This is a genomic window from Pseudomonas sp. TWP3-1 (genome assembly GCF_049896625.1).
Classification (GTDB): Bacteria; Pseudomonadota; Gammaproteobacteria; order Pseudomonadales; family Pseudomonadaceae; genus Aquipseudomonas.
This window is the reverse complement of sequence record NZ_JAFCUQ010000007.1, coordinates 165,225-182,159: the sequence shown is the minus strand read 5'-3', so window position 1 is coordinate 182,159 and position 16,935 is coordinate 165,225. Positions and strand designations below refer to the sequence as shown.

General features: G+C 57.3%; 11 protein-coding genes. 2 read left to right on the top strand and 9 right to left on the bottom strand.

Annotated elements, in window-relative coordinates:
* Nucleotides 1-59 precede the first annotated feature (59 nt).
* Nucleotides 60-974, top strand: coding sequence for a DHH family phosphoesterase (locus ACP7BN_RS12365; protein ID WP_426204394.1), 915 nt, complete (start codon nucleotides 60-62; stop codon nucleotides 972-974).
* Between the two features lie 273 nt (nucleotides 975-1,247).
* Entirely contained in the window at nucleotides 1,248-7,100 is a 5,853-nt protein-coding gene (locus tag ACP7BN_RS12360) for a DUF3320 domain-containing protein (protein WP_426204392.1), read from the top strand.
* Between the two features lie 201 nt (nucleotides 7,101-7,301).
* Here ACP7BN_RS12360 and ACP7BN_RS12355 read toward each other — a convergent pair whose 3' ends face one another.
* The 9 genes from ACP7BN_RS12355 to ACP7BN_RS12315 form a co-directional block, all read right to left on the bottom strand.
* Complete coding sequence (locus ACP7BN_RS12355) at nucleotides 7,302-7,511, bottom strand: hypothetical protein (protein ID WP_420649592.1); 210 nt, start codon at nucleotides 7,509-7,511, stop codon at nucleotides 7,302-7,304.
* 125 nt (nucleotides 7,512-7,636) lie between these two features.
* Nucleotides 7,637-9,025 (bottom strand): amidohydrolase family protein, encoded by a 1,389-nt coding sequence (locus tag ACP7BN_RS12350; protein ID WP_426204390.1) that lies wholly within the window; start codon nucleotides 9,023-9,025, stop codon nucleotides 7,637-7,639.
* Nucleotides 9,026-9,037: 12 nt separating this feature from the next.
* Nucleotides 9,038-10,405: a nucleobase:cation symporter-2 family protein gene (locus ACP7BN_RS12345; RefSeq protein WP_426204388.1), complete on the bottom strand. Its 1,368-nt coding sequence runs from the start codon at nucleotides 10,403-10,405 to the stop codon at nucleotides 9,038-9,040.
* A 247-nt stretch (nucleotides 10,406-10,652) separates the two neighbouring features.
* A complete protein-coding gene (locus tag ACP7BN_RS12340; RefSeq protein ID WP_426204386.1) occupies nucleotides 10,653-11,699 on the bottom strand; it encodes a CobW family GTP-binding protein in 1,047 nt (348 codons plus the stop codon).
* Between the two features lie 110 nt (nucleotides 11,700-11,809).
* Nucleotides 11,810-12,433: a UbiX family flavin prenyltransferase gene (locus ACP7BN_RS12335; RefSeq protein ID WP_426204523.1), complete on the bottom strand. Its 624-nt coding sequence runs from the start codon at nucleotides 12,431-12,433 to the stop codon at nucleotides 11,810-11,812.
* A gap of 11 nt (nucleotides 12,434-12,444) precedes the next feature.
* A complete protein-coding gene (locus ACP7BN_RS12330) occupies nucleotides 12,445-13,830 on the bottom strand; it encodes a UbiD family decarboxylase (protein WP_426204384.1) in 1,386 nt (461 codons plus the stop codon).
* 81 nt (nucleotides 13,831-13,911) lie between these two features.
* Nucleotides 13,912-14,817, bottom strand: a complete 906-nt coding sequence (locus ACP7BN_RS12325) for an amidohydrolase family protein (protein ID WP_134418495.1) — start codon at nucleotides 14,815-14,817, stop codon at nucleotides 13,912-13,914.
* A 4-nt stretch (nucleotides 14,818-14,821) separates the two neighbouring features.
* Nucleotides 14,822-15,751 (bottom strand): amidohydrolase family protein, encoded by a 930-nt coding sequence (locus tag ACP7BN_RS12320; protein ID WP_420649597.1) that lies wholly within the window; start codon nucleotides 15,749-15,751, stop codon nucleotides 14,822-14,824.
* 250 nt (nucleotides 15,752-16,001) lie between these two features.
* The gene (locus ACP7BN_RS12315) at nucleotides 16,002-16,892 is read right to left on the bottom strand and encodes an MBL fold metallo-hydrolase (RefSeq protein ID WP_426204382.1); all 891 of its coding nucleotides are present in this window, start codon (nucleotides 16,890-16,892) and stop codon (nucleotides 16,002-16,004) included.
* Nucleotides 16,893-16,935 lie beyond the last annotated feature (43 nt).

Genomic DNA, 16,935 nt, shown 5'->3' with positions numbered 1-16,935 from the left:
GCTGCGATCTTTTGATCTTTGTCATCCAGATGTCATAACCCCATGCGAACGTCCCGCGCATGAAAATAATCACCTCCGGCGCCGCCTACCTCGACATCGACGCCTACGCCTGCTGCATCGCCTACGCCGAACTGCTGAACCTGCAAGGCATTCCAGCCGTTGCTGTCAGCAGCGCGCAACCGAATGCCAGCGTCTCGAAAACCGTGCTGAGCTGGGGCGGCGCATTCAGCGCTTATACCCCTGGCTCGGACGATGAGTTCGTGCTGATGGATGTCTCCGACTATCACCATTTCGACCCGCTGGTGCTGCTCGATCAAGTCGTCGAAGTCATCGATCATCACCCAGGCTACGAAGAATACTGGACGGAAAAACTCGGCACTGCCGCCGATATCCGTCCGATAGGCGCGGCTGCGACTCAAGTGTTTGAGCGTTGGGTGGCCGCTGATTTGCTAGCGATGATCAGCGAATCCAGTGCCGCGTTACTGGCCACGGCCATTCTCGACAACACCCTGAACTTCACGGGGCAGATGACAACGCCGGCAGATATCCACGCATATGAAATGCTCGCGCGTCTCGCGAACCTGAGCGCAGATTGGCCCGCACGGTATTTTCAAGAATGCCAAGCCGCTATCGAAGCGGAATTGCGCATTGCGTTGTTGGCAGATTTGAAACGAATGAAACCCGAAACTCGACTGCCCGAAGTCTTCGCGCAAATGACCGTGTGGGATGCCGAAGGATTGATCGCAAGGCACCGCTCAGAGATTAGTCATGCGATGGCGGAGCAGGGCGAAGATTGGTTGCTGAATGTCATCAGCATCCAGGATCGGAAGAGCTGTTTTCTCGCCGATTCCGCGTTCAGCCAAGAAAAACTGAGCCGCTTGCTGGCAATGAATTGGCGCTCTGAAGCGGCCGTTGGAGCGCCAGCCACACTGCGTAAAGAGTTATTGAAACTCGGCCTGTCAGCCCTTGCTTAGGCTCATAGGGGTAAGCCTGCTCGCGAAAGCATGTATTCATTCAACAACGATGTCGACTAAGCCACCGGTTTCTTCAGCCTCCTCAAGCCTATCGGTATGCGCTTGTCGTCGGAGTGACACTGTTCAGCTCCTTCAATAACACCCCAGTCTCCATTGGGGATGCCACTGCATTCACAAAAACCAGTTTCAAAATCCATCCGTGTCGGTGAGTATGCCAACTATTTGTGCGTGTATTTACAAGTAGAACCGCCGAATTCATTACGGAGAAAGGTTATGACCATCAAGATCGAGGGAGTGATCGCCAATAAGATTGGCTTTGCTTCTCACCAGAATGCGGTGCCGGTCGTTCGAGAGCTCGCGGTACACAATGATGGTGATGTGGATTACAACGATCTTGAGCTGGAACTTGTAGCGGACCCTCCCTTTCTTGAGGGCAAGACTTGGCGGCTGGACCGATTAGGCAAAGATTCGACACTGCATATTTCCGAGCGAAATTTGACCCTGAATGCTGGTTATCTTGCAGATCTGGCGGAAAGTCTCACTGCAACATTGACTTTGCGTCTTCGATGCAAAGATCAAACTCTTTACAGCCAGTCATTTCCGATTGAGCTTTTGGCAAAAAATGAATGGGGTGGGATCAACTCCATGCCGGAGCTGCTGCCAGCGTTCGTTATGCCCAACGATCCGGCGGTAGATCGAATACTTAAATCGGCTTCTGATGTTTTACGTCGAGCCGGGAAGCCAGACGGCATCAATGGATATGAAAGCAAGTCGAGGACCAGAACGTGGGAGCTGGCGTCTGCTATCTGGTCAGCAATCTGTGGACTGAGACTAAGCTACGCGTTACCTCCAGCGAGCTTCGAAATTCAAGGACAAAAAGTTCGGACGCCCGGTCTTATTCTGGAAGGTGGTATCGCGACATGCCTCGATACTGCACTGCTTTTTGCTGCAGCGCTGGAACAGGCGGGTCTCAACGCGCTCGTCGTTATGACTAAAGGGCACGCATTTGTCGGAGTCTGGCTTCAGCCGCAAGAGTTTTCTCAGCTTATTACGGAGGACGCTGGTGCGGTAAGAAAACGCATTGATCTCAAGGAGGCGCTCGTATTTGAAACGACTCTGGCAACGCATGTTCCTGTGCCGGGTTTTAGTCAGGCGATAAGCGCAGCCGAACGGCAGATTAATGATGAAGACTTCATCATGGCCATTGATATGCATCGTGCACGGATGCAGCGTATCCGGCCATTGGCGACTTCTATCTCCATGCCTAAGTCGGACACCGGTGAAGCATCAAGCGAAGTCCTGGACGCATTAGAAGCGGCTCCTCCGTTGCCGGTTTTTGACGTCGAAGTGCTGGCCGACGCGGATTCTCCCGCTGGAAAGCTGACTTTGTGGCAACGGAAACTCCTGGATCTGACAACCAGAAATCGCCTCCTGCATCTGCCGGACAGCGCGAAAGGCGTTCGATTGATCTGTCCGGAGCCTGCTGCGCTTGAGGATCAGTTGGCAAGTGGCAAGCGCATTCGAATAGTGTCAGTGCCTGACCTGGAAGCGGGAGGTAGAGATGCGGCCCTCTACGAACAACAAAACCGCGAAAGTCTGCGAGACGAATACGCACGGAGCGCCCTATCTAGGGGGGAAGTACTAGCCACACTCGAAAAAAGCAAACTCGAAGTTGCTCTCATCGATCTCTATCGCAAAGCCAGAAGCGATCTAGATGAAGGCGGGGCGAATACCCTGTTTCTCGCCTTGGGTTTCCTGAAATGGAAAAAGTCGGCAGATGACCCGAAAACCTATTCCGCCCCCTTGATTCTGCTACCCGTCAAACTTGATCGAAAAAGTGCTCTATCGGGTGTGACGATGACCTTGCTCGAGGATGAGCCGCGCTTCAACTTGACGCTTCTTGAGTTATTACGACACGATTTCGAGTTGGTGATTCCAGGTCTAGAAGGGGAGCTTCCTGCCGATGACAACGGGATTGATGTAATCGGAATTTGGAACATCGTCAGGCGGGCTGTCAGGGATGTGCCAGGATTTGAAGTCACTACGGATCTAGTGCTGGGGACGTTCTCTTTCGCAAAATATCTGATGTGGCAGGACTTGGCTGCTCGCTCAGCGCAGCTGTTGAAAAGCCCCATGGTCAAGCACCTGCTGGAAAGAAACGTTGGCGGTGATGGTTACGCTGTTTCGGGTGATTTTCCGAAGCCCGCCGAGCTAGATAGAAAGGTCAGTCCGTCTGATCTATTTACACCGCTACCTGCTGACTCTTCCCAGTTAGCGGCAGTCGTCGCGTCGGCCAGTGGTTGTGATTTTGTACTTGATGGTCCTCCAGGAACTGGTAAGTCGCAAACTATCGCCAACATGATTGCTCACAACCTTGCCCTTGGACGTAGGGTTTTATTTGTTGCCGAGAAAATGGCTGCCTTAGACGTGGTTTACCGGCGACTTGAAGAAAAGGGCTTGGGCGAGTTTTGCCTGGAGCTACATTCCAGCAAAACGTCGAAGGTGGAAGTGCTCAAGCAACTCGAACGAGCGTGGGACGTCCGGGATGCGTTGACTGCGCAAGAATGGACATCAGAAGCGAACAAGTTGCACCTGCTGCGAAACCGGTTGAATGACGTTGTTGAAATACTGCACCGTCGTTCCCCTAACGGTTTGTCCGTGCATCAGGCTATAGGACGCGTAGTTCGAGATGGCAACCCATCATTACCACGTTTGATGTGGGCAGAAGGCACAGTTCACGACACTCAGACCTATGCGCTGTTGCGCGACGTTGCCAGACGTCTTGATCTGAATAGTCAGGCAGCGCGAGAGCTTTCTGCCGACTTTTCGCTTTTGTCTCCCACTGATTGGTCAAACGGATGGCAGGAGGCAATTGTCGCCGCGGCTGGCGAGCTTCCCGGTGTGATTGAGCGACTGAAAGTTGCTAGTACCAGTCTCCTGAAAGCTACGGACCTTCCTCTCGCGGTCGAGAGCGGCGAAGACATAGAACAATTTACTCAGTTCGTCGCCTTATTGGTCGACGCCCATGGAGTTGATCTAGGGTTCGTTTTTACTCTGAATGCCAGCGCGAAGATCAATTCAGCCAAGCGAGCAATTCAGCTAATCGCCGGTTATCGAGAAATCGAACAAACGCTATCTCAGCGATATGCGCCAGAGGCTTGTCGAACGATCAATCTTGATCAGATGAAAGCCGACTGGGAGATCGCCAAATCCAAATTTTGGTTTCTTGCGACGTTGGGCAAGAAAAAAGTGGGAAAAAATCTGGCCGTGGCAGGGGGGGCAACTGGACAGCCAGATGTTGAGGCGGATTTGGTCAAACTCTCTAGCATGCGTGAGTTGCTCGATTCTCTTGAAAGCTTGGTGGTGGACGTCGGTTCCGTGCCGGGCTGGAGCGGGGTGTCCAGCGATGTTTCAGCTATGGCAGCAGCTTGTGAGTTGGGCGAGCGTTTGAGGACGGTGGTTAGCTCAAGGGCAGGCTCTCCTGAAGATTTAATTTCATTACGTGGAGCGACTGAAAATCTGGTCGTTAAGGCCAATGAACTGCTTGGCGGCGGCGGTTTCATTACATCGGCACTGCATCACTTGAAGGAGGCGTTAGCTGACTTCAATTGCGCGAGCAAAAAATTCAATGATCTGAGTAACCTTCCACTTGAATCGAAGTTGACGATCGAGTCGTTGCTCGTAGCTTCTAACTCAGTCGTTCGGCAGGAATCCAAACTTAAGGCTTGGTGCGATTGGTGCAGGGTCAGGGAAGAAGCAATCGCTTGCGGACTTAAACCGTTAAGTGATGCGTTGGCGGCAAAATCACTCCCCGCAGGCGGTGCCGGTGATGCTTTCGAGACTTCCTATGCTCGTTGGTTTGCGACGCAGATTATCGACGCCGAACCGCTATTGCGAAATTTTGTACCAGCAGAACATGCAAGCGATATCGAAGCGTTTATCCGCATTGATGAGGATATGTCCAAGCTCACGGTGCGCTACATACGCGCAAAACTGTGTGGATTGATTCCGTCGAAAAACGAAATCGGTAAGCAAGGCGGCTTTGGTATTTTGAAGCATGAGCTACAAAAATCTCGACGCCACAAACCAGTGCGACAGCTGGCGGTTGAGATGGGTGATGCCATGTCCAAGCTCGCTCCCTGCATGCTGATGAGTCCACTTTCAATTGCGCAGTATCTTCCGACGGATCTTGAGCTGTTTGACTTGGTCATCTTCGACGAGGCTTCTCAAATAGCACCATGGGATGCCATAGGGTCGATCGCAAGAGGCAAACAAGTAGTGATTGCGGGCGACCCGCGTCAGATGCCGCCAACCAATTTTTTCAATCGTGCTGCGTCCGCCGCTGAGGATGATACGGCAGAGGATATGGAGAGCATTCTCGACGAATGTTTAGGTGCAGGCATCCCAAGCCATAGCCTAAGTTGGCATTACCGCAGCCGCCACGAAAGCTTGATCGCATTTTCCAATCATCGTTACTATGACAGTAATTTGATTACTTTCCCTGCGGCTGAAACACGTGCTAGCGCTGTGGAATGGCGTCGTGTTGATGGCGTTTACGCCAAGGGTAAGGGCAGACATAACCAAGCCGAGGCTGAAGCGATCGTCAATGAAACGGTGAAGCGTTTGATGGACCCGGCCTTTGTGGCTGCGGGGCACACTATCGGGATCATTACGCTCAACACTGATCAGCAAAGATTGATCAATGACCTCCTGGACAGGGCCCGGCAGCAGTTTCCCCAGATCGAGCCATTTTTTCAGCATGATATTGCCGAACCTGTCGTAGTGAAGAATCTGGAAACCGTACAAGGTGATGAACGTGATTTGATCATGCTTGGTATCGGATACGGTCCTACCGAACCGGGTGCGCAAGTCATGTCGATGAACTTCGGCCCTTTGAACAAGGAAGGTGGCTGGCGTCGTTTGAATGTCGCTATAACGCGTGCACGCAGGGAGATGTTGGTCTTCTCATCTTTTGATTCGTCGATGGTGGATCTGAACCGAACAAATGCTAGAGCCGTACGCGATCTGAAACACTTTATCGAGTTTGCTCAGCGCGGGCCAAGGGCGCTTGCTGAAGCGGTGCAAGGATCAGTAGGGGGTTATGACTCGCCATTTGAGGAGGCCGTGGCACAAGGCTTAAGACGCAAAGGTTGGCAAGTCGTCCCGCAGATTGGCGTATCACGCTTCCGTATCGACTTGGGTGTCGTGCATCCAGATCGGCCGGGAGACTATCTCGTTGGCGTCGAATGTGATGGTGCTACCTATCACAGTGCGGCCACTGCAAGAGACCGTGACAAAGTGCGCAGTGGAATTCTAAAGGGGTTGGGGTGGAACTTGGTTCGGCTCTGGTCCACCGAGTGGTGGATTGATAAGTCGAGCGCGCTTGATCGCTTGCACGCGTCGTTGGAAGCGTTGCTGGAAGATTCTCGTTCCATCGCTGCTGCCCGTGTGGAGTCTGAGAAAAGTACACTTGCACCTCATTTGTCTCTAGTACATAACGTGCCATTCGCAGTAGTCACAGATCATTCAGAGGATACCGATCTGTCGATGACGGATACGCCCATTGAGCCAATTACCGAACTCAAGATCGCAAAGTCGTTCGTGGGTTGGGTGACTCCCGCAATCAAGGGCGAGTACCGGGTTACGGACTTCACCAATGTGGGCGACAGGATTAATGCAGAAGCCTTCTATTCTCCTGAGTACGACGCGGTTCTCGCAGACTTGATCGCGCATGTATTGGTGCAGGAAGCACCAATCCTCGATTCGCTGCTCGTTCAACGCGTTGCTCGGGCCCATGGATTTCAGCGCACCGGCCGCCTTATCCGAGAGCGAGTTCTAGACTTGACGGAGCAGAAACATCATCTGCGAAACGATCCGGTTTATGGACAATTTGTCTGGCATTCAGCAAATGACGTTGCTGCATGGAACAGCTACCGTGTCCCAGCAACTGTTGATGATGGGCGATCGGTGGAGGAGATTGCCGCTGAGGAGTTGCTAACGGTAGCAGCTTTGATTTCCGCAGGTGACATGCCTTTGGAAATTGCCAAAACTCTCGGTGTAAAGCGTTTGACCAGTGCTGCACGGGAGCGAATAGAGAACGTTATTAAGACTATGTCTGACTTCTAGCCTCTACCAACACATTGAAAGGGAGAGTGTGACATTGGCCTGCTCTCCCTTTTTTTACCCCAATGGTTACGCTCAGCAGCATGGAATTTACAACGATGTAAAGATGCTCTGCTCACATCAGGCGCTTCTTGAGCAAGCACGCGAAAGACTCTCGCTGGTCACGCCAGAATTCAGTCCGCCGTTAACATCCGGGCAAGTCAATCAGTCAGGCTTGACGGTTTTCTTCACCACACTTTGACGTCGTTCTTTACCCTCCGGATTACCCAAATCCACCAACCTCCGTTCCACCAACACAACCTCAAGCGCCTGCCGCTCGACAGGCGCCATCTGATCTTCGCGTTTTTTCAATTCCAGCAGGATAGGCGTGGACCAGGTGCGGTAGGTCCGTTCGATGTTGCTGCGGTGTGTCATCAGTCTCTCCTTGATCAAGAGCCCGATGTAGCTGGCAGGGGCTCAATCCGATGAGGCACTAACTCTAGTCGAGAAAGCCGTGGTGCGCGAATGACCACGCGCCACGGTTTTTGCGGGGGCTTGGGTCAGTCGTCAACGTTCATGAGTTGCTGCACGCCTTCCCATGCTTCGGCGCGCATGCGTTCGATGTCCAGCCCCGGAATCACGCCGTTATCCACCACGATGCGCCCGCCGACCAGGCTGTATTTCACCGTGATCGGCTCACCCGCGACCACTGGCGCGACCGCGCTGTCGTGGAAGCCATAGAAGCGTGGATGATCGAGGCTGTAGACCACCAGATCTGCCGCTTGCCCGACCTCAAGTGTGCCAACAGCGCCCAGCCCCAGCACCTGCGCACCACCCGCCGTGCCCCAGTGAATCACGTCTTCAGCCGTGGTGGCGCCGGCGCCTTGTTCGGCGCGATGAATCAGCCATGCGGTGTTGGCTTCGCCGACCATGCTCCCGGATTCGTTGGAAGCCACGCCGTCGACGCCAAGGGAAATCGGCACACCCGCTTCGTACATCTGCGGGATTGGCGCCACGCCGCTGCCCAGTCGGGCGTTGCTCACCGGGCAGTGCGAGACGCCGGTGCCGGTCTGGGCGAGCATGCGGATCTCGCCCGGTTGCAGGTGCACTGCGTGGGCAAACCACACGTCGGGGCCGAGCCATTCGTGTTCGGCGACGAATTCCACTGGCAGGCAGTTGTACTTTTCGCGGCAGAAATTCACGTAGTTTTGAGTTTCCGACAAATGCGTGTGCAGGCGCAGGCCCATCCCTCTAGCGGTGTGCGCCAATTCGCGCAGCAGCGTTGGTGGCAGGGAGAAGGTTGGCGTGGTCGGCGCTACCACCACGCGGCGCATCGCATCCGGTGTGTCCTGGTGATAGCGCGATTTCAGCCGTTCAATATCGCCGACCATCTGCTCAAGACTTTCCGGTTGCAGCGCGGTTTTCGAGAAGCCCGGATGCGCGCTCGCCGACTCCAGCGCGCCGCCGCGGCACAGCACGAAACGCAAGCCAAATTCGTCCGCCGTATCGAACAGTAAATCCCCGGTCTCGGTGGTGCCACTGGCGTGATAGAGGTAGTGGTGATCGGCGCAAGTGGTGACGCCGGACAGCAGCAACTCGACCATTCCCAGCCGCGCGGCGATCTGCGCCAGTTGCGGGGTGAAGCGGTTCAAACGCGGGTAGGGCACGCTGGCCAGCCAGCCTTGCAGATCCTGATTCAAGCCTTCAGGCACGGCTTTGAGCAGGTTCTGAAACAGGTGATGGTGGGTGTTGATCCAGCCCGGATACACCAGCGAATTGCGCGCATCGATCACCCGCTCACCGGGCTGCGCTTCAAGGTTGGCGGCCATTTCCGCGATGCGCCCGTTGACGATGCGGATGTCCACCGCACCGGCGCGGGCGCGCGGGCCACGCAGGCCGGTCATCACCGCCACGGGGTTTTTGATCAGGATGTTTTGAAGTTGAGTCATGGGCAGCTCCAGTCAGAGGATGTGCGAAGCGGATTTGCTGGGCGTGCTCTCTGGCACGTTTACGCCGTTCAGTGCGGCGTTGAGTAGCACCGACACCAGGCAGGCGATCACTACGCTGCTGTGCAGGAACGGCTGCGACCACTCGGGCAATTGTTTGAACAGGGCCGGCGCGAGCACCGGCACCAGCGCGGCGGCGAGGGTGAAACCGACGATCAACACGTTGTAGCGATTACGCTCGTAATCGACCTTGGCCAGGGTCTGAATCCCCGCCGCCGCGACTACGCCGAACATGGCTATGCCGGCACCGCCCAGCGCTGCGGTGGGCATCGAGGCGATGATCGCCCCGGCTTTCGGCACCAGCGCAATCGAGCACATCAGCAAGCCGCTGACCGCCACCACCCAGCGGCTGCGCACGCCGGTCAGGATCACCAGGCCGACGTTCTCCATGAACGCAATGAACGGGAACGCGGCGAACATCCCGGCGATAGTGCTGGCCAGACCGTTGGCGCGCAGGCCGTTGATCACTTGTTTGTCTTCGACGGGTTTCTCAACGATGTCGCCAATGGCGACGAACAGCCCCATCGACTCGACCATCTGCACGATCATCACCACCACCATGGTCGCAATCGGGATCAGGCTGAAGGTCGGCAGACCGAAGTAGAACGGGTAGGGCACGGTCAGCCACGGTGCATCCTCGACGCTGTGAAAACTGCCCATGCCCAGACCGTAAGCCAGCCCCGCGCCGATCAGCATCCCCACCAGCACCGCCATGTTGCGCAGCAGCGGGCTGCCGTAGCGGTTGACCAACAGGATCGTCAGCAGCACCACAACCGCCACGCCAAGAAACGCCGGAGCACCGAAGTTGCTCGCATTGCGCCCGCCGCCGACCCATTCGTAGGCAATCGGGAACAGCTGCAAGCCGATCACGGTGACGATGCAACCGGTCACCACTGGCGGAAAGAAGCGCCGCAATCGGCCCACGAACGGCGCTATCAGCATGGTGAAGATCCCGGCGCCAATCACCGCTCCGCAGACCCCCGCAAAGCCGACTTCCGGGTTGCTGCCGATGGCGATTACCGGGCCGACACTGCTGAACGCCACGCCTTGCAGAATCGGCAGGCGCACGCCGAATTTCCAGAAGCCGACGGTTTGCAGCAGGGTGGCGATGCCGGAGCAGAACAGCGTGGTGCTGATCAGCACCACCGTGTCGGCGTGGGACATTTTCAAGGCGCTGGCGACAATCAACGGCACGGCGATGGCGCCGATGTACGAAACGGCCATGTGTTGCAGGCCGAGGGTGAGCATCTGGCGCACCGGTAAAACGCGGTCGACCGGGTGCACGGTTGAAGCGGTGCTTGATGGGGTTGTGGCTGACGACATGGGGAAACACCTCTAGCTGTTGTTATTCGGTACAGAGGGGTATTCGTCTGATGCCGCTTAGCTCAAGAGCACAATGGAACCCTGTGGGAGCTGGCTTGCCAGCGATGGCGATTTTGCAGTCACCATCTTTATCAACTGACAGTCCGCTATCGCTGGCAAGCCAGCTCCCACAGGTTTTCAGTGTCTGATCGACGTGCATCAGTCATTCGTGCCCGGAACCGCCATCCACCGGCTCCGATGCCGTTTTTCAGCCTGCCAGGCAGGCGGCGAAGCCTTGATTCAGCGCCGCACGATCCAGGTCGCGGCCGATGAATACGATCTTGCTCGAGCGCGGCTCCGTGCCCCACAAGGTCGAGGCGCGGAACTCGACCAGGCTGTGCACGCCTTGCAGCACGTAGCGCTGGTCTTCGTTTGCCACCGCCAGCACGCCTTTCATCCGGTACAGGTTGTCGGCCTGTACGTTGCGCAATTCGCTGATCCAGCGGTGGAACGCCATCAGATCGACTGCGCCATCCACGGCGATGCCGACCGAGGTCACGCTCGGGTCATGGGTATGGTCCGGTTCGTCATGTTCGTGGTGATGTTCATCGGCGTGATGGTCGTGTTCGGCGCCGATTTCCATCAGTTTCTGGGTGGACTCAAAGGCGCCGATGCCGAGGATTTTCGACAGATCGATTTGCGCGTGGGTCGAGGTCACCAGATCTGCAGTGGCATTCAATCCACGAATCTTGCTGCTTAGTGCCTCGACTTCTTCGGCACTGACCAGATCGATCTTGTTGATCACGATGCGGTCGGCGCAGACGATCTGATCCACCGCCTGATTGTCGACGCCATCCAGCTGCAAATCTTCCAGATGCCGGGCGACGTGTTTGGCATCGACCATGGTCACGATGGCGTCGAGTTCGACTTCATCGGCGATCGGATCGTTGATGAAAAAGCTCTGCGCCACCGGGTACGGATCGGCGAGGCCGCTGGTTTCGATCAGGATGTGATCGAGCCGCACCGGACGCGCCACCAGCTCGCGGACAATGCGCACCAGATCCTCGCGAACTTCGGCGGTGCAGCACACGCAGCCGTTGACCATTTCGTAGATTTCTTCGGTTTCCGAGCTGAGTACCAGATCGCCGTCGATGCCGACCTCGCCAAACTCGTTTTCGATCACGGCAATCTTGCGCCCGTGGTTTTCCTTGAGGATGTAGTTGAGCAGGGTGGTTTTGCCGGCACCGAGAAACCCGGTGAGGATAGTCACGGGGATTTTGGTGTTCGGGGTCGGGGCGTTGAAGGGTGTGTTCATGTGAGGCTCCTTTGATTGACCTTTGTGGCGAGGGGATTTATCCCCGTTGGGTCGCGAAGCGGCCCCAAACCTGCAATCGCGATGAATCAGGCACACCGCGCAAGATGGCTTCACGACTGCTGCGCAGCCGAACGGGGATAAATCCCCTCGCCACAGGGATTTATGTCAGCCGGTGGATCTGCTTGAGGTTCTCGCCAGCGCAGCGCAGTGCCGGCATCGAGGCCGAACAGGTCGAGCACGCGGCCGAGGCTGTGGTCGACCATTTGTGCGAGGTTATCGGGGCGTGCGTAGAACGCCGGAACCGGTGGGGCGATGATTCCGCCCATCTCGGTGACGGCGGTCATGTTGCGCAGGTGCGCCAGGGTCAGCGGCGTTTCGCGCGCCATCAGCACCAGCGTGCGGCGCTCCTTGAGCGTGACGTCGGCAGCGCGGCCGATCAGCCCGGATGAAGTGCCGGTGGCGATCTCCGCCAAGGTGCGCATGGAACAGGGCGCGACGACCATCCCGAGGCAACGAAACGAGCCGCTGGCAATCCCGGCGGCGACGTCATCGGCGCGGTGGTAATGACTGGCCAGCGCCGTGACGTCGGCGAGTTTGTAATCGGTTTCGTGGGCCATGGTCAGCAGCGCGGCGCGGCTGATGATCAGGTGGCTCTCTATATTCAGCTCGGCCAGCAATTCCAGCAGACGCACGCCGTAAATGAACCCGGACGCGCCGCTGATCCCGACCACCATCCGTTGGCGGTTCACGCTGGATAATCCTTGAGCAAAACACGCGCACGTTCGAGCACGTCCTGATCAAGTTGCGCCTTGATCCCGTCAAACCCAGAGCCGCGCGTGGCATCCAGGCCCATGCGCGACGTGGTGCCGTTGACCGAGGATGACGGGTCTAGCGGGCTGCCGGGCAAGCCGTCGATTACGAAAATGTCCAGGTGCGGCTGGAAGTGCGTGGCCAGTGCCCACAGCACCTGGCTGTCGTCAGTGATATCGATATCGCTGTCCACTGCGATCACGCTTTTCAGATACGGATCCCAGCCGAGCAGCGCCAGCATGATCTGTCGCGCTTCGCCGTCACGGCTTTGATCCAGTGCAACGTAGCAATGAAAATGCGTGCCGGAATTCGGGTAATGCACGGCGGTGACGGCGGGGAAACGTGCCTTGAGCTTTTCGCTCATTTCCGCTTCACGCGGCAGCCGGGCGAGGGTCAGATGTTCGGCGTAACACCCGCCGACCACGTCCACCAGCCACGCGTCTTTGCGCCGTAACATCGTGTCGACGCGCAGCACGTTGTTGGTCGAGCGATCCGAGGAGTAACCGCTGAACTCGCCGAACGGGCCTTCTTCTGCATAGGCTGCCGGGTCGATTGCGCCCTCAAGCACGAACTCGGCGTAAGCCGGAACGCCGATGCCGTAGCGCGGGGTCTTGACCAGTTCCAGCGGGGCGCCAAACAAGCCACCGGCCACCGCGCGTTCATCACTGCCGAACGGCAAACGCGCCGCCGCCGCGAGCATGAAGACTGGATGCGCGCCGACCACCATCGCCACGCGCAGCTCTTCGCCGCGTTCGCGGGCAGTCTGCAACATCCGCCACAAGTGTCCGCGCGAGTGCAGGCTGGTGGCGAGGGCTTGGCGGGCGTGGCGCATCGAGCGGTGATAGCTCATGTTGGCGATGCCGGTCTGCGGGTCCTCCGCGATGATGATCGCGTTGGTGATGTACGGTCCGCGATCACTGTCGAAATGCTTGAGCATCGGCAGCAGCGCCAGATCGAGTGCTTCGCCTTCGAACACTTCATCCAGCACCGGGCCGGTTGCTACATAACGCGGCGGGATCGGATGGTTGGCGCGGGTCTGGAAGGTTTCGTGCAACTGCGCCGCAGGCACGCCGAACAACCGGGCGATGCGGGTACGGGAGGCGAACAGGTTGGTCGCCACCGGCACGCCGAGGTTGCCGACTTGCTCGCAGATTAGCAGCGGATCGCGGCCCTGAGCGGCGAGGGCATCGACCAGGGCGGTGACGTCCTGATCGGCGGAAAGTGGTTGGGTGATGGTCAGCACATCGTCCGGGTATTCGCGGCGATAAGCGTCGATGAAAACGTGGAAATCCTGGGTATCGCCAAGCGTCGAAACGGTCATGGTTTCACCTCAAAAATCAGGTTTGAGGAAATCTCTGTGGTGAGGGGGTAACTCCCCTCGCCACAGGGGTACAGCTTTGATTCAGAGGTAAGTGGTGGTCAGACGGATGTCTGCCTCGATCAGGTCTTTGGGCGGCGGGGTCGGTTCGATCCCGCAGAGCCTGGCGATGTTGTTGCCCAGGTAATCTTCGAGATGATCCTCATCGATTCCCAAGCCCTGCGGTGCCGGCGAGCACAACACTTCAAGCTCACGCAGCCACATGCCCGGTTCGTTCGGCGGCGAGTCGGTGCCGAACACGATCTTGTTGCGCGGCAGTTCCTTGGCGAATTCGACGATCCGCGACTGGAAGCACCAGCCGGATTCGCAGTACACGTTCGGCGTGTCCATGGCCATCCAGAACGCTTCGAACGAGTAGTTGCCGCCGGTCTGGATTCCGAAGTGGCCGATGATGAAATTGACCATCGGGAACTCGCGGATGATCGGATAGAACATGGTCGGAATGGTGTACGGGCCGTCGCCGGTGTGAATCAGCACCACGATGTTGTACTTGGCGCAGACCTTCATCGCCGGGCGCAGCCAGTCCAGCGCGCGATCCGGGCGATAGCCGTGCATGTTGGCGTGCAGCTTGAGCATCTTGAAGCCGTATTCCTTGATGTGGAATTCCAGCTCCGCCGCGCCGTTTTCCGGTCCCCAGCGCGGGTTGAAGTTGAAGTTGCCGATGAAGCGGTCCGGGTACTTCATGCACAGTTCGGCGATGTACGACATGTAATCGCGCACGCCCTCACGGCCACGGCGATTGCCGTCGCGATAACCGGTGTTGCCCGGTGGCGGCTGGATGAAGCCCATGTCGATGCGGCGCGGTTTGCCGTTGATCATGTAAGGGCCGTCCATCAGCTTGAGCATGCGCTCGCCAGTGAACGGTTCGCCGGTGTGGCGCCAGGCCTCGTCGACCAGATTGGTGGGGTGCAGATGGGTGTCGATGATCATCGGTTCAGCTCCTGGCCAATTGAGTGGTGACGGGGCGCTTGAGCTGCGCCTCTGCTTCGGAAACGGAACGCGGTGGCGGGGTTGGCTCAAGGCCGATCATCCGCGCGGTGTTGTTGCCCAGGTAATCCTCGAGCGTGTTCTCGTCGAGGTTCAGGCCCTGCGGCGGCTCATGGCAGAGCACTTCGAGCAAACGCAGCCACATGCCCGGTTCGTTCGGCGGAGTGTCGGTGCCGAACAGGATCTTGTGCGTCGGCAGCACCTTGGCGAACTCGACAATCCGCGATTGCAGGCACCAGCCGGATTCGCAGTAGACGTTGGGCAACTCCATCGCCCATTGCATCGGTTCGAACACGTAGACGCCGCCGGTCTGCACGCCGAAGTGCGCCATGATGAAATCGACGTTGGGGAATTCCTTGATCATCGGCACCCATTCCGACGGGATGCTGTACGGCCCATCGCCCGTGTGCAGCTTGACCGGAATGCCCAGCTCGGCGCATTTCTCGAAGCACGGACGCACCCAGTCCAGCGCACGGTCAGGTCGATAGGCATGCATGTTGGCCTGCATCTGCACCATCTTGAAACCGTGTTCGGTGACGTAGCGCTCGATCGCCTCGACGCCGTTTTCCACGCCGCAGCGCGGGTTGTAGACGAAGCAGCCGATGAAACGATCCGGGTAGGTCTGGACCATTTTCAGGGTGTAGGCCATGTAGGCGTCGATGGACTCGCGACCGGTCAGATCGCCGTCGGTCCAGGTGTAAATGGTGTTGCCTTGCGGGGGCTGGATGAAGGCTTTGTCGATGCGGCGAGGTTTGCCGTTGACCATGTACGGGCCATCCATCATCTCCAGCAGACGCTCGCCGGTGAACGGGTCACCGTCATGCCTCCAGGCGAGGTCCACCAGATCGGTGGGATAGCAGCTGATATCGATGATCATTGCAGTCGATCTCCTGATAGCGGGGAAGGCAGCCTTGCGGCTGACAGCATCCACGTCCCGGGTCATCGGCCATTTCTATGCGCAACTGGATTGCACATTCCCTCGCCTGGTCGCATCCGGCCCGGGTGGGTGGTTGCTTGGGGGCGAGTATTGGGAGGAGGGGTTGGGTTCGTACAATATTAATTGGGAGGGGTGGTGATACTTCAGGGATATCGCGAGCCGCCTTCACCAGCGGCTCTTGATGCTTGAATCAAAACTCCAATGAAGCGCCGTCTTCCGGGATGTCTACGCGACTCTCGATACCCTGCTGTTTGACGTAGGTGCGCAATTGCTTGCGGGTCAGGGACATATGGTTGACTGCGTCCATGTGCACGGCGACGATTTTTGCGTTTTTCGCGACCTGTGAAGCGCGCAGAACGTCCTCCTCACCCATGATGATTGCACCCTCGTAGCCGGTCATTTTTGCTTTCCCGGCATTGAGCACGATGACCTCGGGGTGATATTTCTCGATGGCCTGATCGACCTCTTTACGCCAGATAGTGTCGCCGGCGAGGTAGAGCGTCTTGTAGCCTGGCGCTTGAAAAACGACGCCCATTGCTTCGCCCAGAGGTTTCGCCAGAGCGGGTACGGCATACATTTCGTCGGTGCCATGCTGACCACCGGTCTTGCTGATTTTGACGCCGCCGAATTCAGCTTCATCAGTCAATACGCGGACATCCTTGAAACCCTGGGAGCGAATCAGCTGCGCATCTTCTTCATGCTGAGTGAACAGAGGGATGTCTTTGGGCAGCGCTTTTTGTGCGGCATCATCCCAGTGGTCAAGATGCGTATGCGTGACGATGACTGCGTCGATACCGGAGATCACTTCAGCCGGCGACTCTGTCAGATCAACCAACGGATTGCGCAGGTTGCTTCGGTAAGTATTTTCAAATCCTGGATAGGCTCCCTTTTTGGCGAGCATTGGGTCGATCAGGAATGTCGTGCCGCCGTAGGTGATTTTCACCGTGGCGTTACGAATTTGCTGCAAGTCGACTTTATGCGATGCGTCCGGCGACTTGGGGGCGTTTGATCCCGCAAATGCCGGTGCGGTGGCCACAGCGCAAGCAATGCTGAGCGCAAGAGGGAGTGTTCTGAAGTTCATGTGATTAATCCTGTTGATACATCGAGAACACCATTCTTGCCGA

What these genes read in the sequence shown, in the direction of transcription:
- ACP7BN_RS12365 (WP_426204394.1), top strand. Translation starts at nt 60, where the DNA reads ATGAAAATAATCACCTCCGGCGCCGCCTACCTCGACATCGACGCCTAC.
- ACP7BN_RS12360 (WP_426204392.1), top strand. Translation starts at nt 1,248, where the DNA reads ATGACCATCAAGATCGAGGGAGTGATCGCCAATAAGATTGGCTTTGCT.
- ACP7BN_RS12355 (WP_420649592.1), bottom strand. Translation starts at nt 7,511, where the DNA reads ATGACACACCGCAGCAACATCGAACGGACCTACCGCACCTGGTCCACG.
- ACP7BN_RS12350 (WP_426204390.1), bottom strand. Translation starts at nt 9,025, where the DNA reads ATGACTCAACTTCAAAACATCCTGATCAAAAACCCCGTGGCGGTGATG.
- ACP7BN_RS12345 (WP_426204388.1), bottom strand. Translation starts at nt 10,405, where the DNA reads ATGTCGTCAGCCACAACCCCATCAAGCACCGCTTCAACCGTGCACCCG.
- ACP7BN_RS12340 (WP_426204386.1), bottom strand. Translation starts at nt 11,699, where the DNA reads ATGAACACACCCTTCAACGCCCCGACCCCGAACACCAAAATCCCCGTG.
- ACP7BN_RS12335 (WP_426204523.1), bottom strand. Translation starts at nt 12,433, where the DNA reads ATGGTGGTCGGGATCAGCGGCGCGTCCGGGTTCATTTACGGCGTGCGT.
- ACP7BN_RS12330 (WP_426204384.1), bottom strand. Translation starts at nt 13,830, where the DNA reads ATGACCGTTTCGACGCTTGGCGATACCCAGGATTTCCACGTTTTCATC.
- ACP7BN_RS12325 (WP_134418495.1), bottom strand. Translation starts at nt 14,817, where the DNA reads ATGATCATCGACACCCATCTGCACCCCACCAATCTGGTCGACGAGGCC.
- ACP7BN_RS12320 (WP_420649597.1), bottom strand. Translation starts at nt 15,751, where the DNA reads ATGATCATCGATATCAGCTGCTATCCCACCGATCTGGTGGACCTCGCC.
- ACP7BN_RS12315 (WP_426204382.1), bottom strand. Translation starts at nt 16,892, where the DNA reads ATGAACTTCAGAACACTCCCTCTTGCGCTCAGCATTGCTTGCGCTGTG.